Genomic DNA, 19,334 nt, shown 5'->3' with positions numbered 1-19,334 from the left:
GGTTGATGAAGATGAAAAAATGGTGGTTGGCGGCCGTCGTTGCGATGATCGCGGTCGGCGGCTGCGCCAAAGAAGAAACGGAACAAAAACAATCGCTGCAAGGGGCAAACCTGCTGAGAACCCAAACGTCCGGGACGGCGAAACATGCGGAGCTGAACCAAGGTCCGGCCGAGCGGGCGGCCAGCTATTTGCGCGGGCGCGACGATGTTCGGGACGTGGTGGCGGTCAACAGCGAGGATCGGTTGCTCATTGCTTATCAAATTCCCCATATGAAGCGGTGGAGTCGAAAACAAATTGAGAAAGACATTGACCAAAAACTGCGCGACCTGTTTCCTGGCTATGATGTTGTTTCCTCGAGCGATTTGAAAATTTTTTGGAAGACGAAGGAATTAAAAGCCAACATGGACAATCGACGCTGGGATGAACGAAAAGTCAATCGGGAAATCAGGCGCATTGAAAAGCTAAGCAAAGAGCAAACATAAGAGGTGTCATTATGGCGAATGAAAAACGGAAAAAGCTGACCCCGGTTCAGCAGGAATATCATTTATTCGAAAAAGAGCGGGAAACGAAGCGCCCTATCGTTCGCAACTGTGTTTGCGCGTTTCTCGTTGGCGGAATCATTTGCACGATCGGGCAGGCAGTCTCTTATTTCTATATGTACTTCTTTGATTTCACCGAGCAAACGGCAGGCAATCCGACGGTGGCGACGATGGTCTTTTTGTCGATGATTTTAACTGGGCTTGGCGTTTATGACCGGATCGCCCAATTCGCTGGGGCGGGAAGCGCCGTGCCGGTGACAGGGTTTGGCAACGCCGTCATCTCGGCGGCGATTGAGCACCGGACGGAAGGATTTGTGTTAGGCGTCGGCTCGAACATGTTCAAGCTCGCCGGATCGGTCATCTTGTTCGGTACGTTTGCCGCCTTTGTTATCGCCCTTGTCAAAACGATTGCGACCCAGTGGGGGGGATTGTAATGCTGAAAGGGCACCGCACATGGGTGTTTGCGAACAAGCCGGCAATCATCACAACAGCGGCGGTCGGCGGGCCGTTTGAGGCGAACGGCCGCCTCGCGGAAGACTTTGATCTTCTTCACGAAGATTTATGGCTCGGAGAGGAGTCGTACGAGAAGGCGCACCGCGTGCTCATGGAAGAAGCAGCGTTTCAGGCGATGGAAAAAGCCGGCCTAGAGAAAGAAAAAGTGCAATTTCTCATCGCCGGCGACTTGATCAACCAAATGACCCCGACAAGCTTTGCTGCCCGAACGCTCGGCATGCCGTATCTCGGTGTTTTTGGCGCCTGTTCCACTTCGATGGAAGGGCTGGCGCTAAGCGCTTTTATTACCAACTACGGCGGGGCAGATTATATATTAACCGGAGCCTCAAGCCACAATGCTGCCGTCGAAAAACAGTTTCGTTACCCGACGGAATACGGCGGGCAAAAGCCGCCGACGGCGCAGTGGACAGTAACGGGAGCTGGCGTGGCGATCGTCAGCCCGAAAGGGGACGGGCCGCGCGTGACCGCGGCGACGATCGGCCGCGTTGTGGATATGGGGCTTGCCGACCCGTTCAACATGGGTGGAGCGATGGCGCCGGCGGCGGTCGATACGATTGAGGCGCATTTGCGCGACATGCAAATCGATGCATCGTATTACGATTTGATCGTCACCGGCGATCTAGGGCGAATCGGACGCCAAGTCTCCCTTGACTTGCTGCGTCAGCACGGCATTGACATCGATGAAGAGTGCTACCAAGATTGCGGGCTGCTCATTTACCGCGATGGGCAGCCGGTTTTGTCCGGCGCAAGTGGGGCGGCTTGTTCCGCCGTTGTCGTTTACGGGCATCTCATCAAACGGATGCGGCGCGGCGAGCTGAAGCGCATTTTGGCAGTCGCGACAGGAGCGCTATTGTCGCCGCTATCGTTCCAGCAAAACGAGACGATTCCATGCATCGCCCACGCGGTGGCAATCGAGTATGGAGGTGAGGCGTAGCGTGTTGGCTATGTTTTTTTGGGCGTTTGTCGTCGGCGGGCTGATTTGCGTGATCGGGCAAATTTTGATGGATGTGTTTAAACTGACACCTGCGCATACGTTGACGATTCTCGTCGTCGTCGGGGCGATTTTGGATGGATTCGGTTTGTATGAGCCACTCATTGATTTTGCCGGCGCCGGGGCGACGATTCCGATTACGAGCTTTGGAAACGCGCTCGTTCACGGCGCGATGCAAGAGGCGGAAAAACACGGCATTATCGGCGTATTGACCGGCATGTTTGAAGTGACGAGCGCCGGCATCTCCGCGGCGATCGTCTTTGGGTTTATCGGGGCGCTCTTGTTCCGCCCGAAAGGATAGGAGGGATCTTCCATGACCGTTGCTTCGCAGGTGAAACAAACGTTGGCGAGCTTAAAAGGCATTCACGCTGGGCTGCAACAGCTGGCGCTCACTTCCCAGGATGAAACGGCGCAACGGACGTTTCATGAAGCGATGCTTGCGACAGAGGAGATCATCGCGGACATCAAAGACCGGATCGGCCGGCTCGAGTTCGAAGAGCCGCAATACCACGGAAAGTAAGGAGCATGATCGATGCCTATATGGTTAGAAACCGCCATTCGTTCGATTTGCATTTTAATCGGGTTGTTTGTGATCACCCGCATTCTCGGCAAAAAGCAATTATCAAAATTGTCGTTTTTTGAATACATCGTCGGCATTACCGTCGGCGATATCGCTGGAACGATGTCGGTCGATTTAGGAATTTCGTTGCAAGAAGGCATCACCAGCATTTTGATTTGGTCGCTGTTTCCAGTGGCTGTCGCTCGTCTCTCGCTGCGCAACAAGAAATTTCGCGATTTTGTCGAGGGCAATTCCACGGTTTTTATTAAAAACGGCAAAATTTTAGAGGAAAACTTGAAACGGGAGAAATATACGGTTGACGAGCTGCTCGAACAGCTGCGCAAAAAAGATGTGTTCCGCGTCGCCGACGTCGAGTTTGCGGTGCTTGAGCCAAACGGCGACTTGAACGTGTTGCTGAAGCGGGAAAAGCAGCCGCTCACCGTCGGGGATGTGTTCCCAAACCCGCCGCGGGAAAAAGAGCCGCAAACGGTCATTATGGACGGCATGATTTTGGATGAGCCGCTCGCTACGATGGGGCTTGGCCGCGGCTGGCTGAAGGAACAGCTTGACAAACAAGGAGCGGCGATTGAAAATGTGTTTCTCGCCCAAGTCGATTCATACGGACAGCTGACGATCGATTTGTACGATGATAAGATCCAAATTGCCGAGCCGCAAGAGAAAAAGCTGCTCTTGGCCGCGATGAAAAAAGTGCAGGCTGATCTGGAGCTGTATGCGCTGCAGACAAATTCCGAAGAGGCGAAGGCGCTGTATGAACGAAACGCCGCAAAAATGGCAGAGCTTGTGCAAAAAGTCGAACCGCTCTTGCGAAACTGATGACACAGGAGGAAAAGACGATGGAAGACAAACGGACAAAAACGACGGATGAGGAAATTCAAATCCAATTGAAAACGAACGACCGCTCCGAGCGGATGCGGACGACCGATGAGGAAATTTCGATTGAATTGATGTTTGACAGCCCGCAGCTGACGCGCCAGCCGAAAGACTACGACGAAATCGAATATTGACGGCTTCCGTTTCCACAATCGGCGATCCATAAGGAGCTGTCTGTTCATTCGCATGGCTGTCCGGGAAGGAAAACTTCCTTCTCGGACAGCCTCTTTTTGTTGCCCTTCTTCTCTGGCGACGCAAGGGCGCCGCCCAGCCTTACTCCGGCAGAGACTGCAAAAAGGCGCGCACCTCTTCCGGCGTTTTGGCGTCAGCGCTGTGCAGATGAGCAATTTTTTTTCCGTTGCGGAAGACAAGCAGGCTCGGGATGCCAAGTACCTGGTATTTCTCGCCAAGTTCCGGAAACTGGTCACGGTCGATTTCAAACCAATCATATTGTCCATAGTCGCGAACGATGTCATCGATGAACATATTGAGGCGCACGCAGTCTGGACACCAAGTCGCATAAAATTTGACGATGGCCGGTTTGCCGCCGGAAATGGCAGCTTGGAATTGTTCAGTCGTTTCAATGTTTTTCACGTTCGTTCCCTCCCTTTCATGTTGCCATTCATCTTTACTTTATCATATGGCGAGGCAAAAAAAGAACGGGGATGCCTTCACCTCGGGCAGTCGTTTTTGCATACAACAGTTAAGAAAGGGGGGGAAAGTGTGAGCAAAGAACTGGAAAAGGCGCTCGAAGGTTGGGTTGCGTCGCGCAAAGAAGGGCATGAAACGTTCATCCGCCTGTTTGAACAATGGGGAAAGGACTTTAACAAACAGCTGCAAGAAATCGAAAAATTGAACAATGGATTTTTAAAAAGTGTGCAAGGCAACTTAGACTACATCGAGCAATGGTTTGCGAAGAAGGAGCGGGAATTTGCCGAGCTGTTCCGCCGATTTGGATGACAAAATGGCCTTTGCGCCCATACGCCCCGCTAAGCCGGTGAATACGATACAGTAAACGGAGAAGGAGGTGCACATTATGATGGGCTTCTGCGGTTATGGTTATCCTTACGGCTACGGCTATGGCGGTGGCTATGGCGGTGGCTTTGTGCTGATTGTCGTGTTGTTCATTTTGTTGATTATTGTCGGCGCGGCATTTGTCGCCTAACGGAAAAAGCGAATGGGATACGGGCCGTTTCGGCGCCACGGAGCGGCTCGTATTTTTCTTTCCCTAATTTGATGCACGCGGAGGCGGGAGCATCATACGATATAGCAGGGAGAAGGAGGCGGAACGATGGATCAGCAATTTTTTAAAAACATCGAAAAGAAAACAGGTGTCAATATGAAAGACGTTTTTGAGCTCGCCAACTCACTGCAAAACGCCAATTTCAGCGATGAAAAAACGGTGCGCCAAGTGGTGAAGCGGGTGGCGCAAATTGCCAACCGGAAAGTGCCAAAAGAACTTGAGGATCAAATCGTCAAGGCGATCGTCCATAACGGCAAACAAATTGATTTGAACACGATCGCCAATATGTTGAACAACAAAAAGTAAGCAAAAGGGAGCTTGCGTGCGCACAGCTCCCTTTTTTATCCTCTTTGCTCATGCAAAAAAGGTGTCTAGGAGGCCGGTGATTTAAGGGGAAATACTGCTCTCCAACAGTGTTTCTCAAATTGAAAAACCTTGCAAGGTCATCACTTCATTCCTTGCGATTTCTCACAAATCGAGCGAATCTGTTGTTTTTCAACGGCCTTCTAGAAGGCTGGTGAAAAACTAGTTTTTGCTTAAACCGGCGATATTTGATCAGAAAGGAGAACAGATCTGACAAGGCTTCTTTAACTGAAAAAGAGTTGGGATGAGCCGCCTTTTTCATTAAATCACCGGCCTTCTAGAAATCCCCCAGCACTTGATGCAATGTAGGCGAGGAACGCTCAGCTGGTTATTCGAGCGATTTCACCATTGTCACATGTGGGATGCCGGCGTCCATAAAGACGCCGGAGACGGTCGTGTAGCCGAGCTTTTTGTAAAACGGTTCCGCGTGCGTCTGGGCGTTCAGTTTCGCCGTTTTCGCCCCTTTTGTTTTCGCCAGCTGTTCGATCGCTTCCATCACCATCCGTCCGGCGCCGCGGCCGCGGTAGGACGGCAGGACGCAAATGCGCTCGATTTTGCCGACGCCTTCGTCAATGAAACGGAGCCGCCCAGCACCGACCGGTGTTTGGCCATCATACAGGACGAGGTGGAACGAGTCGTCCTCGAATGCGTCGATTTCCTCGTCTTCCGGCACGTTTTGCTCCTCAATGAATACGAGCCGGCGGACGCGCAAGGCGTCTTCGTACAAAGCGCGATCTTGCGTTGTGCCAATCGCAATGTTCATCTCAGACCGTTTCCTTTCCTCCGACGATAAACGTTTCATAGACGGTCCACGAGCCGTTTTCCAGCTGATAGAGAAGATGGAAGCGGTCGACGGTCTCCTCGAAGTGCACATCTTGCAGCTTCAGCTGGCTGTAGACGTCCGCATATTCTGCGCCCGGCAAATCGCGGCCGATCGTAATGTGAGGCACGAACACAAACTCCGGCTTTCCGGCGAACAAGCCGCTGTGCAGTTGTTCATGAAGGCGCTCGAGCACGTCGTTTGGTTCCACCTTCAAATAAATGATGTTGCTTGTCGGGTAAAACGAGCTGAATTTGGTCACTTTGATCGGAATGGGAGGTGTTTCCGCCGCAATGCGGCGCAACTCTTTCGCCATTTTTTTTATTTGCTCCTCATCCGCTTCAAATGGGTATTTCAGCGTAATATGCGGCGGGATGAGGGCGTAATGGCTGTCGTACCGTTTCCGGTACGAGTTGGCGAAGTCCTGAATCCGTTTTGGCGGAAAGATCACAATGCCGTACTTCATTTTGTTTTCCCTCCTTGAACCAGTTCTTTTTCCACGCGCAGGAAACGCACGGAATTGAATGCGGCGGCTTCGACATCTTTGAAGTTGCTCCGTTTTGTCCTATAACGATAAAACAGCGGCTACGGCCCGGGGTACATCCGGCTGCCAATACGTCCACGCATGACCGCCTTCGAACTCATGGTACGTATAAGCAAACCGTTTTTCCATAAACAAGTCCCGCGCCATTCGATTCGGGGTGATAAAATCGCGCACATGGCCATCCGTCGTTTTCACCGCTGTTTCCTCTGTGCCAACAGAATGGTAAAGCGAAAGGAGCGATGGATCGCGGAATGAGCGGATGCGCGCCAATACCGAGTCATCGATATAGGGGGACTGCATGGCGATTTTCCCAAATGTATGCGGATACAACAACCCGGCTAGAAGCGACACCGTTCCGCCGAGCGAATCGCCGATCAGCGCCCGGCCTTTGCCCATTTGGTATGTCGGCAGTTCGCGGTCCAAAAACGGGACGAGTTCATGGGCTAAAAAACGAAGGTATGCTTCGTGCTTTCGGCCTTCCGGGTGGTATTTCTCGTAGCGGTCGTTGACGTTCCGATACGGGATGCCGACGACGATCGTCCGGTCGATTGTTCCTTCTGCCATCAGCGTTTCGATGACGGTTTTCATTTTTCCATACATAAAATAATCTTTGCCATCTTGCGCGATTAATAAAGAATATTTGTAAAGCGGCGAAAAATTGCTTGGCAAGTAGACGAGCAGTTCGATTTCTTCTTGCAGCTCTCCGCTGTACAACTTGCAGTCGCGCATCGTTCCTGTTGCTGTCGCCATGACCATCCTCCATGAAAGCGTAAGTTCATCTGTTATTGTAACATATTTGCGCCAAAAGATGTTAACGAAGGGCTCGAATTTTTTGCGAATTTGCCGAATCGTGCCATTCACAAAAAAATGGCTTGCAAAAACGGGGGGAATGCGCTACATTTTTTATTAAAATTAGAAAAATTGAATACGCGTCTCATTCTTATCAAGAGAAGCGGAGGGAACTGGCCCAATGAAGCTTCAGCAACCAGCCGCCCGGCGGCCAGGTGCTAAATCCAGCGAATTGAGCATTCAATTCGGCAGATAAGAAGAAGCATGACCATGTGCGTATGGAAAAGTCTTCTTCTTAGAAGACTTTTTTTATTTACTCAAGCGGCCGCTCCCATCAACCGCGAGGCGGTCTAGGACCAAGGCGCTCGGCCGTTGCCCGACAGACAGCGGCGCTTCATTGGGCGTCAAGTAGTCGGCCGTTGATCCATGATGGAATTTTCAGCAGAAGGAGAGAGATGAGATGGAGAAACTGGAGACGTTGTTAGCGCAAATTGGCAACCGGAGCGAAACAGTGACGGGGACGGTCAACCCGCCGGTTTATTTTTCCACCGCCTACCGCCATGCCGGCATCGGAGAGTCGACCGGGTTTGACTACATCCGCACCGGCAACCCGACGCGCAAAATCGTCGAAGAAGCGATCGCGAGACTGGAAGGCGGCGACCAAGGCTATGCGTTCAGCTCCGGCATGGCCGCCATTCAGACGGTGCTCGCCTTGTTTGAGAGCGGAGACGAGTTTCTCGTATCGGCCGACCTTTACGGCGGCACGTACCGCCTGTTTGAGCGCGGCTGGCGCAAGTACGGTCTTGGATTCCATTATGTCGATTTTACTGATCTCGCTGAGGTGGAAGCGTGTATCACCGAAAAAACGAAAGCGATTTTCCTGGAAACACCGACGAACCCGCTTATGCATGAGACCGATATCCGCGCTGTCTCCGAGTTCGCCAAGCGGCATGGGCTTTTGTTGATCGTTGACAACACGTTTTATACACCGGTGCTTCAACGCCCGATCGAACAAGGCGCCGATATTGTCATCCACAGCGCCACGAAATATTTAGGCGGCCATAACGACGTGTTGGCTGGCCTTGTCGTCGCCAAGGGCGAGGAGCTCTGTCAGCGCCTGGCCGAGTATCAGAACGCCATCGGCGCGGTTTTGTCGCCGTTTGATTCGTGGCTGTTGATTCGCGGGATGAAAACGCTGGCGCTGCGGATGCGCCAGCATGAAGAAAACGCCAGGCGCATCAGCGGCTTTTTGCGCGAACATGAAGATGTCACCGATGTGTTGTATCCGGGGAGAGGCGGGATGCTGTCGTTCCGGATTGCCGATGAAAAGTGGGTGAACGGGTTTTTAAAAAGCTTGCGCCTCATTACGTTCGCGGAAAGCCTGGGCGGAGTCGAAAGCTTTATTACGTACCCGGCGACGCAGACGCATGCGGACATTCCTGAGGAAATCCGCATCCAAAACGGTATTTGCAACCGGCTGCTCCGTTTCTCGGTCGGCATTGAGCACGCTGACGATTTGATCGCCGATTTGGCGCAGGCATTGAAAAACATGAAAGAGGTGTAAGCGATGGAACAGGAATGGGCGTTTTCGACGAAACTGCTCCATAACGAATGGAAAGTCGACCGCGAAACGGGGGCGGTGAGCGTGCCGATCCAGCACGCCTCCACGTTCCATCAGTTCGATTTCGATTCATTCGGCAAATACGACTACAGCCGCTCCAGCAACCCGACGCGCGAGGCGCTTGAGGAAACGATCGCGGCGTTAGAAGGCGGAACGCGCGGGTTTGCGTTCGCCTCTGGTATGGCGGCTATTTCAACGGCGTTTTTGCTTCTCTCAAAAGGCGACCACGTGCTTGTGACCGAAGACGTCTATGGCGGCACGTACCGGATGGTTACGGAGGTGCTCGGCCGCTTTGGCATTGAATATACGTTTGTCGATATGACCGATTTAAACGCAGTGGCGGAAAACATCCGGCCGAACACGAAAGTCATTTATATGGAAACGCCGTCCAATCCATTGTTAAAAGTGACCGATATTCAAGGCGTCGTCAAGTTGGCGAAGGCGCATGGCTGTTTGACATTCTTGGATAATACGTTCATGACGCCGGCGCTGCAGCGGCCGCTTGATCTTGGAGTCGATGTCGTCCTTCACAGCGCCACGAAATTTTTAGCCGGCCATAGCGACGTCGTCGCAGGATTGGCGGTGGTGAAAGATGAAGAATTGGGAAAAGAATTGTACAAACTGCAAAACGCGTTTGGCGCCGTCCTTGGCGTCCAAGATGCGTGGCTTGTGCTGCGGGGATTAAAAACGCTCCACGTTCGGCTGAAGCAGTCGTCTGAATCAGCGGCCGCCATCGCCAAGTATTTGGCTTGTCATTCAAAGGTCGAAAAAGTGTATTATCCGGGGCTTTCGCACCACCCAGGCCATGACATCCAGCGCCATCAGGCGGCCGGGTTTGGCGCTGTGCTGTCGTTCCGCTTAGCCGATGAAGAAGCGGCTCGGACGTTCGTCCGAAACGTCCGCCTGCCGGTGTTTGCTGTCAGCCTTGGGGCGGTCGAGTCGATTTTATCGCACCCGGCGAAAATGTCGCATGCGGCCATGCCAAAAGAAGAGCGGCTCCGCCGCGGCATTACCGACGGCTTGCTGCGGCTGAGCGTCGGGCTTGAGGATGTGAACGATTTGATCCGCGATTTCGAGCAGGCGCTGTCGTTCGTGAAAGAGCGGCCGTCGGTTTCAACGACATAGCAATCAGCCCGCCAAGCCTTCCAAGCTCGGCGGGCGGTTCAAGATGCCGCTGAGGTTGACAACAGCTTCTCCTCTTGTAAGTGTTTCAAAAAAAGGTCGACGAGTTCGCTGTCCCACTGCGTTCCCTTTCCTTTTCTCAAGATGTCCGCCGCTTGGCGAATATCCATGCCTTTTCGGTACGGACGATCCGAAGTCATGGCGTCAAATGCATCGGCCACGGCGATGATTTTGCCAAACAACGGAATGTCGTCGCCTGCTAAGCCATCCGGATATCCCTTGCCATCGATGCGTTCGTGATGGGAGCGAATGCCGGGCAAAAGCGGTTCGATCGGTTCGATCGGCCTGACTTCTCGCAAAATGGCCTCCCCAAGGGCAGGGTGCTTTTTGATCCAGGCAAATTCGTCATCGCTTAATTTTCCGTCTTTCAGCAAAATGGCGTCTGGAATGCCGATCTTTCCAATGTCATGCAGCAGAGCGGAGCGATACAAGGCATCCAGCTGTTCATCCGGAAGGGAAAGCTTTTCCCCAATCGCGAGCGCGTAACGGGCCACGCGCAGCGAGTGTCCCGCTGTATAAGGATCGCGAGCGTCAAGCGCCGCTGTCAAGACGGTGATGAAACTGTTGAGCAGTTCTTTGTTCGTTCGATCACGCCGATGCACAGCATCGATCATATGATTGAATCCGCGAAGCAAATACGCAAATTCGTCCGTATAGACATTGTGAGCGATCAGCTCATATATTTCGTTTTCCGCCCGTTTCATATGAGTTAACAGTACGCTGACCGGCTCGTTGATTTCGTCAACCAACAGGCGAGTCAAGAAAACGGAAAATGCGATCGAAAACAGCAAAATCACGGCTGCCCACGGCCAGTATGACCAGTGGGATGCACTCGGTCCGGCGAGCGACCATTTGATTTCCGTCGCTAAGCTGAACAATAAAACAGGAAACGTGCTGCTGAACAAGACCGTCAGCTGCAATTTTGTTTTGAGTGACACGGGAAGCGGCGGATGCCTTTCATCGATCTTGCCAGCCTTCGTAAGCAAATGCGCCATCAGCGGCCGGCACGCCTTCGTTGTCAAGAAAAATTCAATCAACGCATGGAGCGACGCAATCAAAATGGCGCCGATAAAGGCGTACAAAATGTATCGATAGGGAAGAGATAGGACACGGTAGTGGATGCATAAAGCCGTCAGCCCCATGCCGGGAATTGACAATCCAAACAGATGCGGGCCTAAAATGCGGCGAACCGCCAATAACGGCAAGCGGCGCGTTTGTTCCAGGGCCTTTGCGGCCAACCTCTCGTCCGGCTCTTTGACGGCAAAAAAACGGCGAATCGGCGCCAAGTCACGGCGAAAAACGATCCACTCGGCCGCTCCCATGACCATGGCTGAGAACAACAAAATGCCAATCAGCCATTTCGCTTCTTCCCATGAGATGGCGAGCGTCGTCAACATTAACGTCGAGCCGACGCCCATCACCGCAATCGCTGAGCCGGTAACATAATGACGCAACAACTGGTGCACGAATGAACGATACATGTTTTTCCGCCTTTCTTCTAAGACTATGGGCTTATTTCTAATATACTAATTCTCGCTTGATAGAACAATCAGAATGTAGAAAAAATACGATGACTAAGTTGTTAGGTGTTTTCTTCCGTATTGGCTACTCGTCTGCCTAGGCGTCAATTGCTATATTCGACTTCGTTGCCAGACAGCCGTTTGAAACGAGCTTGCACGAAACAGCAGCTCAAGGCGAAGATTCCCCGTCCCCGTGTTCCACTCTTGCTTCAATCGTTCGAATGCATGATATTTGAAGAAGGATTCTCTTTTTTCATCATGAACAACGATTTTTAAAAAAAGTTGTTGACAACCTGTATGCTCGTCTATATAATGAAAGATGTGTTCGATAGCGATACGACCTGTTAGCTCAGTGGGAGAGCACTTCCTTGACAGGGAAGGGGTCGGGGGTTCAAATCCCTCACAGGTCATTATCAAGCACCTCGAACTTGAGTTCGAGGTGCTATTGTATGATATAAACGATGATGGAATGTAAAGGATTGAATAAGTGAATTAGTATAACCCGTGGTGCTAGTTGAGCGTCAGCGCTCAACCAGCCCTAGTGTGACCAAGGAATAAGCCACCAAGATGCCATCGAGTGCCACTTCAAACCCGGCAATGGAATTCGCTCGAATGTCGGTGATCCGGTATTGGTCTACGAGAATCGAAAACACCGTCTCGATGACTTTGCGTTTTTTCCTGATCCATTCTTCCCATGTCTTCGATGGGCCGTGCTTTTGATTGTGTCGAGACGGTGTCCAGAACGCGGCTTGGTGTTCTTCATACAGCTTTTCTCGAAGAGCGCGGCTGATGTACCCTTTGTCTCCAAAGTTGTAGGGATGAGGGATTTGAGTCATCACCGTTTCAGCCGCTTTGACGTCGTGGCAGGACGCTTCCGTCACGACATAGCCCATGGCCAGCCCTTGATTGGTCACTTGAAGATGCAGCTTGAAACCGTAGTACCATTGCTTTTTGGAAGCACAATACCCCATATCCGCGATCCCTCGAAATCGCTTGACGCGCTGCATTCTCGCGGGATGGCACAACGGAAGAGGCAAACTGTCGACAATGTCTAGCATGGTGTTGGCCACGTTTGGCTAGTTCATGACGAATCCATTTGACCGCGAAGCCAAGCGCTCGGCAGCGGCGGTTGTATCGGGAGCGTTCAAGAAACGAGCCGTTTGTGAACAAATTTCCCGTGACAAAGAGATGCCAGGCTCGTTCGGAAGAAAAGCCCAGCAGCTTCCCCAAAAGGTGAACCGCCATGACCACTTCGTCTTCTTGCTTGACCAAGTGACGGTTGCGGCGATGAAGATACATTTGAATCAACGACAGTTGGGCAGAAACAAAACAGAAAATAGCGGCATATTGTTTTTGAAGTTTGGCTCGATCTGTAGGAAAATGAAAGTGCTCTTGCATGGGGGATCTCTCCTTTCGAATGTTGGGTGACACTTTCATTCTACTGGAGATCCGCCAGCAAGGGCTATTTTTATGCTTGTCTGAGTTTTATCTAGCACCACGGGTATTTTATTATTTTCAACCTAAAGGAGCATTCCCGTTAGGAGCTTTTCCGGGGACTTGATCAAAAAAAGCCCTCTTGGTATGATGCAGGGGTGTCAAACACATCACTCACCATACCAAGGAGGACTTCAGATGAATTGTACACAAAACTATAAAATTGATCAAGTCACCGAACAAACGCTTGTCGTGGGCATCGATATCGCGAAACGAACCCACTACGCCTGCTTCGTGGATGACCGGGGGCGTGTGCTTCGCAAATCGTTCCCGATCTTCCAGTCGAAAGAGGGCTTTCGCCAGCTGTATGAAGCGATTCAGGAGGCGATGCAAGCGTTCGGAAAGCCGCAGGTGATCGTCGCGGTGGAGCCGACCGGGCACTACTGGTTGAACCTGGCCTACTTCCTCGAGGAGCACGGGATCCCGTTGGTCATGGTCAACCCGGCGCATGTGTGCCGGTCGAAAGAACTCGATGACAACCTGCCGACGAAACATGACGCCAAAGACGCCCTGGTCATCGCCAGACTGGCGAAAGACGGACGATTCCTCGTCCCCCGGCTGCTGCACGAGATCGAAGCCGATTTGCGCGTCGGGAGCACGCTCAAAGAGAAGCTCCGCAAGGAACAGACGGCGGTGAAAAACGCGATCGTCCGCTGGACCGACCGGTATTTTCCGGAGTTTTGGACGGTGTTTCGCGACCTGGGGAAAACGGCGCTTTCGGTGCTGGAGTGGACGCCGCTTCCGGCCGATATGGCCAGCCGATCCGCCGAGGAGCTCATCGAGGTGTACCGGCAAAGCGAAGGGCTGAAATGCCCGCAGAAGGCCAAAATTCAGGCGTTGATCGACGCCGCGAAGGACTCGATTGGGGTGACGGAAGGGACGACGATGGCCCGGTTTGAAATCGCCGCGCTCGTCCGCCGATACCGCCAATTGGAGGCTGAGATCGCCGCGTTGGACGCCGAGTTGAAGGCGTTGGTTCAAACGACGATGGAGTATCAATGGCTGAAAACGGTCGACGGGTTGGGAGACGCCACGATCATCGATCTGCTGGCGGAGATCGGCAGCTTCGCCCACTATCGGGACCCGCGTCAATTGGTGAAGTTGGCGGGCCTGACGCTCAAAGAGAACTCCTCCGGCCAGCGCAAAGGGCAAAAGCACATCTCCAAACGGGGACGGAAACGGCTGCGATCGGTGCTGTTTCGGGCGATGATTCCGCTGATCCGGCACAACGAGGCGTTTCGCGAGCTGCATGAGTATTACACGACCCGCCCCGTCAATCCGCTGACCGGAAAGCAGTCCATCGTCGCATTATGCCGGAAGCTGTTGAATGTGCTGTTTGCGATTTGTACGAAGAAACAAGCCTTTGACGCGGAGCGAATGAAACAGGACGTCTTGTCCCAGGTGCAACGGGCGGCCTAAGGCCTCCCCCTGCGAACGGAAGAATCGTTGGACAACAGGATGACACCGGAGAAGCTGGCGTGATTTTATCCATTCGACCTTGAGTCCCCAAAGGAGCTTGGCCGGCCTCCGCCTGATGACGAGACCGAACGAGGGAATGTTGGCGCGAAGACGCCCGGAGACATGGGAGGGTTCGTCCTCATCAGCGACGCGGAGATCCAAAGGGTGCATCGAATACGCTTCTCCCCACGGAAGGAAAATATCCCCAGCCGTGGCCGCGAAGCGCACCCTAGGTCTGTAAGATATCCACAAAACTGAAAAAGGATGTAAGGGATTTTGTCGAAAAATATTTTTTGGACACCCCTGAGGGGCCGAAAAGCCTTGATAAATCAACATTTCTAGAGGGAGGAAAATCGGTTCATCACCAAAAGATGTACTTGACTTTTAAAGGCAAACATAATAGCAATGTTGCCCTAAGAAGGATGTGGAATAAAAAGGGAGAAGTGCAATTTTGGTTTCCACTATCATCATCTTCTTTCTTTGTCAAGCACACTTTGTGGTGAAGATCCGGAAAATCATTGATTTTGAAAAAAGTTCCAATAAGAAATCAGAATGATCAATGAGGGCCTTCCGGGGAATTTTAAACTGGCGATTTTGGGGAAAAGTAATCGGCCTTGACACAAGACGCATTTTAATGCGATTTAACTCATTTTATGCATTTAACTCACTTGTTTTCCCCCTTTCTATTTTGACAGAGTGGAGGTCGCTGGTTCGAGCCCAGTCGGAATCATCGAGCGAAATCCCTTGAGCTGGAAGGCTCCAAGGGATTTTTTGTTTATGTTGTCGTTTTTATTGCCACGGGTAATAAAACTATATTGAGCAGGTAAAAAGGGATGCGTATGAAAAATCATCAAACAAGCGCAGTCTATGTCATATCAGGCCCCGCTGGGGTTGGCAAATCAACAATCTCAACAGAATTGGCGAACAAGTTGGAGCGTAGTGCGTATATTTCCGGCGATGACATCAGCCATATGCATATCAATGGACGGAAAAAACCGTGGGAAAGCAAAGAAGAGCTTTCATTAATTTGGGATAATATTCTAAGTCTTGTAAGAAATTTTGTAAAATACGGCAATGATGTGGTAGTGGATTATATTGCCTTTCCCCAAGAAGCGATATGGTTGTATGAAAATGTAAAGGATTTAAACGTAACGGTTATGTATGTTGTTTTGTGGGCAGATGGGAAAACGTTAAGTCAAAGGGATGAGATGAGGCCTCCCGAGCAACAAATGGGGGAACGCTGCCTCATTTTGCTGAATGAGTTCCATGCATCAGGATTCGATCGAAAGCATCTTTTGGATACTAGTGGGAAACGTAAGGATGACATAGATGAGATGATTGATGAAATCATGAGCAATCAAAGATTTCGAATTGGTTAAAAGATGTTTCATTGGCGTTGCTCTTTCTTTGCCATCGCAAGTTGATTCTCACATCAGCAATGACACTGCGAATTTTATTGCTCTGCCGGTGAACACAAACAGCCCGTTTTCAGCGGGCTTTTTTTCATGATATGATAATGGCAAAAGAAGAAAGTTGCAAAAGAGACGAAGATGAGGGATGGACATGGCGCATAACTTTCAATTTCTAGAAGGAAAATGGGATGTGCTTGCCCGGGTAGGGGAGACGGCCGAGCGGCATGTGCATCAAAACCCAAACGTGGCGATCAGCGAGCTGCGCAAGTTGGCCGAGGCGATGACGAAATACATATTGGCGTTCGAAGGCATTCGCGAAGAGCGCGGCACCGATCAGCAAGACCGCCTCAAGGTGCTGCTGTATGAACAAATCATCCCAAAAGAGATATATGACATCTTCACGATGATCCGCTTAAAAGGCAATCAAGCGGTGCATGATCCCAATTATGGGGACGTGCATGAGGCAAAGACGCTATTGCACATGGCGTTTCGCCTAGCTGTATGGTTTATGGAAGTGTACGGCGACTGGTCGTTCGAAGCTCCCCAGTATCGAGAGCCGCTGCCGTCATCGTCTGAATCGACGGATGAACTGAATCGGCTCATCGAATCGTATAAACAGCGGCTTGCCGACTTGGAAGCGGAGCTTTCGCACATCCGCGAGACGGGGCTGTATACGAGTGCCGAGGAAAAACAAAAGCGGCGTGACTATTCGCGGCGGGCGGTGGCGAATTTCGAACTGACTGAGGCAGAGACGCGCCTCATCATCGATGAACAGCTGCGGGCGGCTGGCTGGGAGGCTGATTCGGAAAAACTGCGCTTTGCCAAAGGCGCGCGGCCAGAGAAGGGGCGGAATTTGGCGATTGCCGAATGGCCGCTTCGGCACGGGGTTGCCGATTATGCTCTTTTTATCGGCTTGGAGCTGGTCGGCCTCATTGAAGCGAAACGCGCAAGCAAAGACATCCCCGCCGATATCGAACAGGCAAAACAATACGCCCGTCTCGTTGTGCGCCATGGGCAAGAAGTGATTCACGAGCCGTGGGGGGAGTATTTCGTTCCATTTTTGTTCGCCACCAACGGCCGTCCGTACGTGAAACAGCTTGAACAAAAGTCCGGCATTTGGTTTTTGGACGCCCGGAAATCGACGAACCATCCGCGCACGCTGCAAGGCTGGTATACGCCGGACGGGTTGAAACAGCTGCTGGAACAAGACATTGAACGATCCGAACAGCGGCTGCGCGATGAGACGTTCGATTATTTGAAACTGCGGCCGTACCAAGTGCGGGCGATTCAGGCTGTTGAGCGAGCGCTTGAAGACAAGCGCCGGAGCGTGCTTGTCGCCATGGCGACGGGAACGGGAAAAACGCGCATGGCGATCGGCTTGATTTACCGCTTGCTCAAAGCGAAACGGTTTCGGCGCATTTTGTTTCTCGTTGACCGAAAAGCGCTCGCCGAACAAGCGGAAGCGGCGTTTAAAGAAAGCCGAATGGAGCACTTTCAGACGTTTGCCGAGATTTACGGTTTGCAGTCGCTGTACGACCAAAAGCCCGATCTGGAGACGAAAGTGCATATCGCCACCGTTCAAGGAATGTTGAAGCGCATTTTTTACAACGACCGTCCCGAAGACGTTCCGCCGATTGACCAGTATGACTGCATCATCGTCGACGAAGCCCACCGCGGCTATACGTTGGATAAAGAAATGAACGAAATCGAGCTGGAGTTTAAAGACCATCGCGATTATGTAAGCAAGTATCGGCAAGTGCTCGATTACTTCGATGCCGTCCGCATCGGTTTGACCGCGACGCCCGCCTTGCATACGACGGACATTTTCGGCCCGCCCGTGTTTACGTATTCGTATCGCGAGGCGGTCATCGACGGCTATTTGGTCGACCATGAGCCGCCGTATCAGTTTGATACGGTGCTGAAACGGGAAGGGATTACGTGGGGGAAAGGAGAGACGGTTGATGTCTACGACACCGTATCCCATACGGTGTCGCAAGAGTATTTGGAGGATGAACTGAACATTGATGTTTCGCACTTTAACACGAAAGTCGTGACGGAAAGCTTTAACCGCGTCATCATTCGCGAGCTCGTCAACTATATCGCTCCGGATGATGAAGGGAAGACGCTCATTTTTGCCGCGACGGACGATCACGCTGATCTCGTCGTCCGACTGCTGAAAGAAGAATTTGCGCGCGTATACGGAGAGTTCGATGACAATGCGGTCATGAAAATCACCGGATCGATCAAAGACCCGTCAGGAGCGATCCGCAGGTTTAAAAACGAAAAATACCCGACAATCGCGGTGACGGTCGATTTGTTAACGACAGGGGTCGATGTGCCGGCGATTACGAACCTCGTCTTTTTGCGCCGCGTTCGCTCGCGCATTTTGTATGAACAAATGCTCGGCCGGGCGACAAGGCGGTGCGATGAGATTGGGAAAGACCATTTCAACATCTTTGACGCCGTCGGCATTTACGAAACGTTAAAGCCGTATACAAGCATGAAACCGGTCGTCGCCCGCCCGCAGGCGACGCTGACGGAGCTGTTCGATGAACTCGAACAGCTTGAACAGACCGCCCATCTGGAATACCAAAAAGAACAAATCATTGCGAAGATGCAACGGAAAAAGCGGACGTGGTCCGACAGGCAACACGAAGATTTCCGCGTGCTTTCCGGCGGAAAAACGGTCGATGAATTCATCGACTGGCTGAAATCGCTGCCGTCTGATGAACTGAAAGACGGGCTGAAAGAATATAAATCGATGTTCCGCTATTTGGACGAAAACCGGTACCGCGAGCGCAAGCAATACATTTCCCACCATGAAGACAAGCTGCTTGGCGTCAAACGAGGCTACGGCAATGCGGAAAAACCGGACGACTATTTAGAGGCGTTCGGTGAATTTATCCGCACGAACATGAATAAAATCCCGGCGCTGATGATTGTCTGCCAGCGGCCGTCCGAACTGACGAGGGAAGAGTTGAAACAACTGCGATTGGAACTTGACCGAAGAGGCTTTTCCGAGAAAAAACTGCAGGCGGCATGGCGGGAGGCGAAAAATGAGGACATCGCCGCCGACATTATCGCCTTCATCCGCCAACAGGCGCTCGGCGACCCGCTCATCAGTCATGAAGAACGAATTCGCCGCGCCATGAACGCCATTTACCGGATGAAACCATGGCCGCCGCTGCAAAAGAAATGGCTTGAGCGGATCGAAAAACAGCTGCTGCAAGAATATGTCCTCCATCCCGACCCGGAAAAAGCGTTTGACTACGAACCGTTTAAAAGCCACGGCGGCTTTAAGCAGCTGAACAATATTTTCGGCGGTCAATTGCCGCAAATCGTGCGCGAAATTAATGAAAACTTGTACAACTACGCCAAGAAGGAGCAAGCCTAGA

20 protein-coding genes, 1 tRNA gene, 1 pseudogene and 1 riboswitch are annotated in these 19,334 nt (G+C 51.9%); of the genes and pseudogenes, 16 read left to right on the top strand and 6 right to left on the bottom strand.

Annotation, left to right across the window (positions count from 1 at the left end; genetic code table 11):
* Window positions 1-5 precede the first annotated feature (5 nt).
* Genes GC56T3_RS13995 through GC56T3_RS19730 form a run of 7 tightly spaced genes read left to right on the top strand, consistent with a single transcriptional unit; the run spans window position 6 to window position 3,627 of the window.
* Window positions 6-482, top strand: a complete 477-nt coding sequence (locus GC56T3_RS13995) for a YhcN/YlaJ family sporulation lipoprotein (RefSeq protein WP_013146045.1) — start codon at window positions 6-8, stop codon at window positions 480-482.
* Window positions 483-493: 11 nt separating this feature from the next.
* A complete protein-coding gene (gene spoVAC / locus GC56T3_RS13990) occupies window positions 494-973 on the top strand; it encodes a stage V sporulation protein AC (RefSeq protein ID WP_013146044.1) in 480 nt (159 codons plus the stop codon).
* Window positions 973-1,986: a stage V sporulation protein AD gene (spoVAD, locus tag GC56T3_RS13985; protein ID WP_013146043.1), complete on the top strand. Its 1,014-nt coding sequence runs from the start codon at window positions 973-975 to the stop codon at window positions 1,984-1,986. Before spoVAC ends, spoVAD begins: the two co-directional genes overlap by 1 nt.
* 1 nt (window position 1,987) lies before the next feature.
* Complete coding sequence (gene spoVAE / locus GC56T3_RS13980; protein WP_013146042.1) at window positions 1,988-2,344, top strand: stage V sporulation protein AE; 357 nt, start codon at window positions 1,988-1,990, stop codon at window positions 2,342-2,344.
* Window positions 2,345-2,356: 12 nt separating this feature from the next.
* Window positions 2,357-2,563 carry a DUF1657 domain-containing protein gene (locus GC56T3_RS13975; protein WP_011230357.1) on the top strand — a complete coding sequence of 69 codons (207 nt, stop codon included), beginning with the start codon at window positions 2,357-2,359 and terminating at the stop codon, window positions 2,561-2,563.
* A 12-nt stretch (window positions 2,564-2,575) separates the two neighbouring features.
* Entirely contained in the window at window positions 2,576-3,436 is an 861-nt protein-coding gene (locus GC56T3_RS13970) for a DUF421 domain-containing protein (protein ID WP_013146041.1), read from the top strand.
* A 20-nt stretch (window positions 3,437-3,456) separates the two neighbouring features.
* On the top strand, window positions 3,457-3,627 hold the full coding sequence (locus GC56T3_RS19730; protein ID WP_013146040.1) for a hypothetical protein: 171 nt from the start codon (window positions 3,457-3,459) through the stop codon (window positions 3,625-3,627).
* Window positions 3,628-3,766: 139 nt separating this feature from the next.
* Here GC56T3_RS19730 and GC56T3_RS13965 read toward each other — a convergent pair whose 3' ends face one another.
* Window positions 3,767-4,087: a thioredoxin family protein gene (locus GC56T3_RS13965; RefSeq protein WP_013146039.1), complete on the bottom strand. Its 321-nt coding sequence runs from the start codon at window positions 4,085-4,087 to the stop codon at window positions 3,767-3,769.
* 129 nt (window positions 4,088-4,216) lie between these two features.
* Between GC56T3_RS13965 and GC56T3_RS13960 the strand changes: the two genes are divergently transcribed.
* The 3 genes from GC56T3_RS13960 to GC56T3_RS13955 all read left to right on the top strand — a co-directional run bounded on the left by GC56T3_RS13960 (window position 4,217) and on the right by GC56T3_RS13955 (window position 5,042).
* Window positions 4,217-4,453 (top strand): hypothetical protein, encoded by a 237-nt coding sequence (locus tag GC56T3_RS13960; protein ID WP_011230361.1) that lies wholly within the window; start codon window positions 4,217-4,219, stop codon window positions 4,451-4,453.
* Between the two features lie 76 nt (window positions 4,454-4,529).
* The gene (locus tag GC56T3_RS18865) at window positions 4,530-4,658 is read left to right on the top strand and encodes a YjcZ family sporulation protein (RefSeq protein ID WP_013146038.1); all 129 of its coding nucleotides are present in this window, start codon (window positions 4,530-4,532) and stop codon (window positions 4,656-4,658) included.
* A 126-nt stretch (window positions 4,659-4,784) separates the two neighbouring features.
* The gene (locus tag GC56T3_RS13955) at window positions 4,785-5,042 is read left to right on the top strand and encodes a stage VI sporulation protein F (protein WP_013146037.1); all 258 of its coding nucleotides are present in this window, start codon (window positions 4,785-4,787) and stop codon (window positions 5,040-5,042) included.
* 385 nt (window positions 5,043-5,427) lie between these two features.
* Here GC56T3_RS13955 and GC56T3_RS13950 read toward each other — a convergent pair whose 3' ends face one another.
* The 3 genes from GC56T3_RS13950 to GC56T3_RS13940 all read right to left on the bottom strand — a co-directional run bounded on the left by GC56T3_RS13950 (window position 5,428) and on the right by GC56T3_RS13940 (window position 7,213).
* Complete coding sequence (locus GC56T3_RS13950) at window positions 5,428-5,862, bottom strand: GNAT family N-acetyltransferase (protein ID WP_013146036.1); 435 nt, start codon at window positions 5,860-5,862, stop codon at window positions 5,428-5,430.
* Between the two features lies 1 nt (window position 5,863).
* Window positions 5,864-6,385 carry a YjcG family protein gene (locus tag GC56T3_RS13945; protein WP_011230365.1) on the bottom strand — a complete coding sequence of 174 codons (522 nt, stop codon included), beginning with the start codon at window positions 6,383-6,385 and terminating at the stop codon, window positions 5,864-5,866.
* Window positions 6,386-6,484: 99 nt separating this feature from the next.
* Window positions 6,485-7,213 (bottom strand): esterase family protein, encoded by a 729-nt coding sequence (locus GC56T3_RS13940; RefSeq protein ID WP_013146035.1) that lies wholly within the window; start codon window positions 7,211-7,213, stop codon window positions 6,485-6,487.
* A 187-nt stretch (window positions 7,214-7,400) separates the two neighbouring features.
* A riboswitch (SAM riboswitch) is annotated at window positions 7,401-7,511 on the top strand.
* 201 nt (window positions 7,512-7,712) lie between these two features.
* On the opposite strand from GC56T3_RS13940, the gene GC56T3_RS13935 reads away from it, so the two are divergent.
* A complete protein-coding gene (locus tag GC56T3_RS13935) occupies window positions 7,713-8,816 on the top strand; it encodes a methionine biosynthesis PLP-dependent protein (protein ID WP_013146034.1) in 1,104 nt (367 codons plus the stop codon).
* A 3-nt stretch (window positions 8,817-8,819) separates the two neighbouring features.
* Complete coding sequence (metC, locus tag GC56T3_RS13930; RefSeq protein WP_013146033.1) at window positions 8,820-9,998, top strand: cystathionine beta-lyase; 1,179 nt, start codon at window positions 8,820-8,822, stop codon at window positions 9,996-9,998.
* A gap of 38 nt (window positions 9,999-10,036) precedes the next feature.
* Here the strand turns inward: metC and GC56T3_RS13925 are convergent, their stop codons facing one another.
* On the bottom strand, window positions 10,037-11,536 hold the full coding sequence (locus GC56T3_RS13925; protein ID WP_013146032.1) for an HD-GYP domain-containing protein: 1,500 nt from the start codon (window positions 11,534-11,536) through the stop codon (window positions 10,037-10,039).
* A 377-nt stretch (window positions 11,537-11,913) separates the two neighbouring features.
* Here GC56T3_RS13925 and GC56T3_RS13920 point away from each other — a divergent pair.
* Window positions 11,914-11,985, top strand: a tRNA-Val gene (locus GC56T3_RS13920).
* 111 nt (window positions 11,986-12,096) lie between these two features.
* Here the strand turns inward: GC56T3_RS13920 and GC56T3_RS13915 are convergent.
* Window positions 12,097-12,973 (bottom strand): annotated as a pseudogene (locus GC56T3_RS13915) (IS982 family transposase).
* Window positions 12,974-13,207: 234 nt separating this feature from the next.
* On the opposite strand from GC56T3_RS13915, the gene GC56T3_RS13910 reads away from it, so the two are divergent.
* The 3 genes from GC56T3_RS13910 (at window position 13,208) to hsdR (ending at window position 19,333) form a co-directional block, all read left to right on the top strand.
* Window positions 13,208-14,488, top strand: a complete 1,281-nt coding sequence (locus GC56T3_RS13910; RefSeq protein WP_041468208.1) for an IS110 family transposase — start codon at window positions 13,208-13,210, stop codon at window positions 14,486-14,488.
* An 872-nt stretch (window positions 14,489-15,360) separates the two neighbouring features.
* Entirely contained in the window at window positions 15,361-15,906 is a 546-nt protein-coding gene (locus tag GC56T3_RS13905) for an AAA family ATPase (RefSeq protein ID WP_013146031.1), read from the top strand.
* 184 nt (window positions 15,907-16,090) lie between these two features.
* Window positions 16,091-19,333: a type I restriction-modification system endonuclease gene (gene hsdR / locus GC56T3_RS13900; protein WP_013146030.1), complete on the top strand. Its 3,243-nt coding sequence runs from the start codon at window positions 16,091-16,093 to the stop codon at window positions 19,331-19,333.
* The last annotated feature ends 1 nt before the right edge of the window (window position 19,334 follow it).

The sequence above is a fragment of the Geobacillus sp. C56-T3 genome (assembly GCF_000092445.1).
Lineage (GTDB): Bacteria > Bacillota > Bacilli > Bacillales > Anoxybacillaceae > Geobacillus > Geobacillus thermoleovorans.
Note: the sequence above shows the minus strand (reverse complement) of the source record. Positions and strands in the feature narration are given on the sequence as shown.

Excerpts from the sequence above, each read along its gene's own strand:
- GC56T3_RS13955 (WP_013146037.1), top strand. The coding sequence starts at position 4,785 with ATGGATCAGCAATTTTTTAAAAACATCGAAAAGAAAACAGGTGTCAAT.
- GC56T3_RS13975 (WP_011230357.1), top strand. The coding sequence starts at position 2,357 with ATGACCGTTGCTTCGCAGGTGAAACAAACGTTGGCGAGCTTAAAAGGC.
- GC56T3_RS13945 (WP_011230365.1), bottom strand. The coding sequence starts at position 6,385 with ATGAAGTACGGCATTGTGATCTTTCCGCCAAAACGGATTCAGGACTTC.
- spoVAD (WP_013146043.1), top strand. The coding sequence starts at position 973 with ATGCTGAAAGGGCACCGCACATGGGTGTTTGCGAACAAGCCGGCAATC.
- GC56T3_RS19730 (WP_013146040.1), top strand. The coding sequence starts at position 3,457 with ATGGAAGACAAACGGACAAAAACGACGGATGAGGAAATTCAAATCCAA.
- GC56T3_RS13950 (WP_013146036.1), bottom strand. The coding sequence starts at position 5,862 with ATGAACATTGCGATTGGCACAACGCAAGATCGCGCTTTGTACGAAGAC.
- spoVAC (WP_013146044.1), top strand. The coding sequence starts at position 494 with ATGGCGAATGAAAAACGGAAAAAGCTGACCCCGGTTCAGCAGGAATAT.
- hsdR (WP_013146030.1), top strand. The coding sequence starts at position 16,091 with ATGGCGCATAACTTTCAATTTCTAGAAGGAAAATGGGATGTGCTTGCC.
- GC56T3_RS13995 (WP_013146045.1), top strand. The coding sequence starts at position 6 with ATGAAGATGAAAAAATGGTGGTTGGCGGCCGTCGTTGCGATGATCGCG.
- GC56T3_RS13905 (WP_013146031.1), top strand. The coding sequence starts at position 15,361 with ATGCGTATGAAAAATCATCAAACAAGCGCAGTCTATGTCATATCAGGC.
- GC56T3_RS13940 (WP_013146035.1), bottom strand. The coding sequence starts at position 7,213 with ATGGCGACAGCAACAGGAACGATGCGCGACTGCAAGTTGTACAGCGGA.
- GC56T3_RS13925 (WP_013146032.1), bottom strand. The coding sequence starts at position 11,536 with ATGTATCGTTCATTCGTGCACCAGTTGTTGCGTCATTATGTTACCGGC.
- metC (WP_013146033.1), top strand. The coding sequence starts at position 8,820 with ATGGAACAGGAATGGGCGTTTTCGACGAAACTGCTCCATAACGAATGG.
- GC56T3_RS13935 (WP_013146034.1), top strand. The coding sequence starts at position 7,713 with ATGGAGAAACTGGAGACGTTGTTAGCGCAAATTGGCAACCGGAGCGAA.
- GC56T3_RS18865 (WP_013146038.1), top strand. The coding sequence starts at position 4,530 with ATGATGGGCTTCTGCGGTTATGGTTATCCTTACGGCTACGGCTATGGC.
- GC56T3_RS13910 (WP_041468208.1), top strand. The coding sequence starts at position 13,208 with ATGAATTGTACACAAAACTATAAAATTGATCAAGTCACCGAACAAACG.
- GC56T3_RS13970 (WP_013146041.1), top strand. The coding sequence starts at position 2,576 with ATGCCTATATGGTTAGAAACCGCCATTCGTTCGATTTGCATTTTAATC.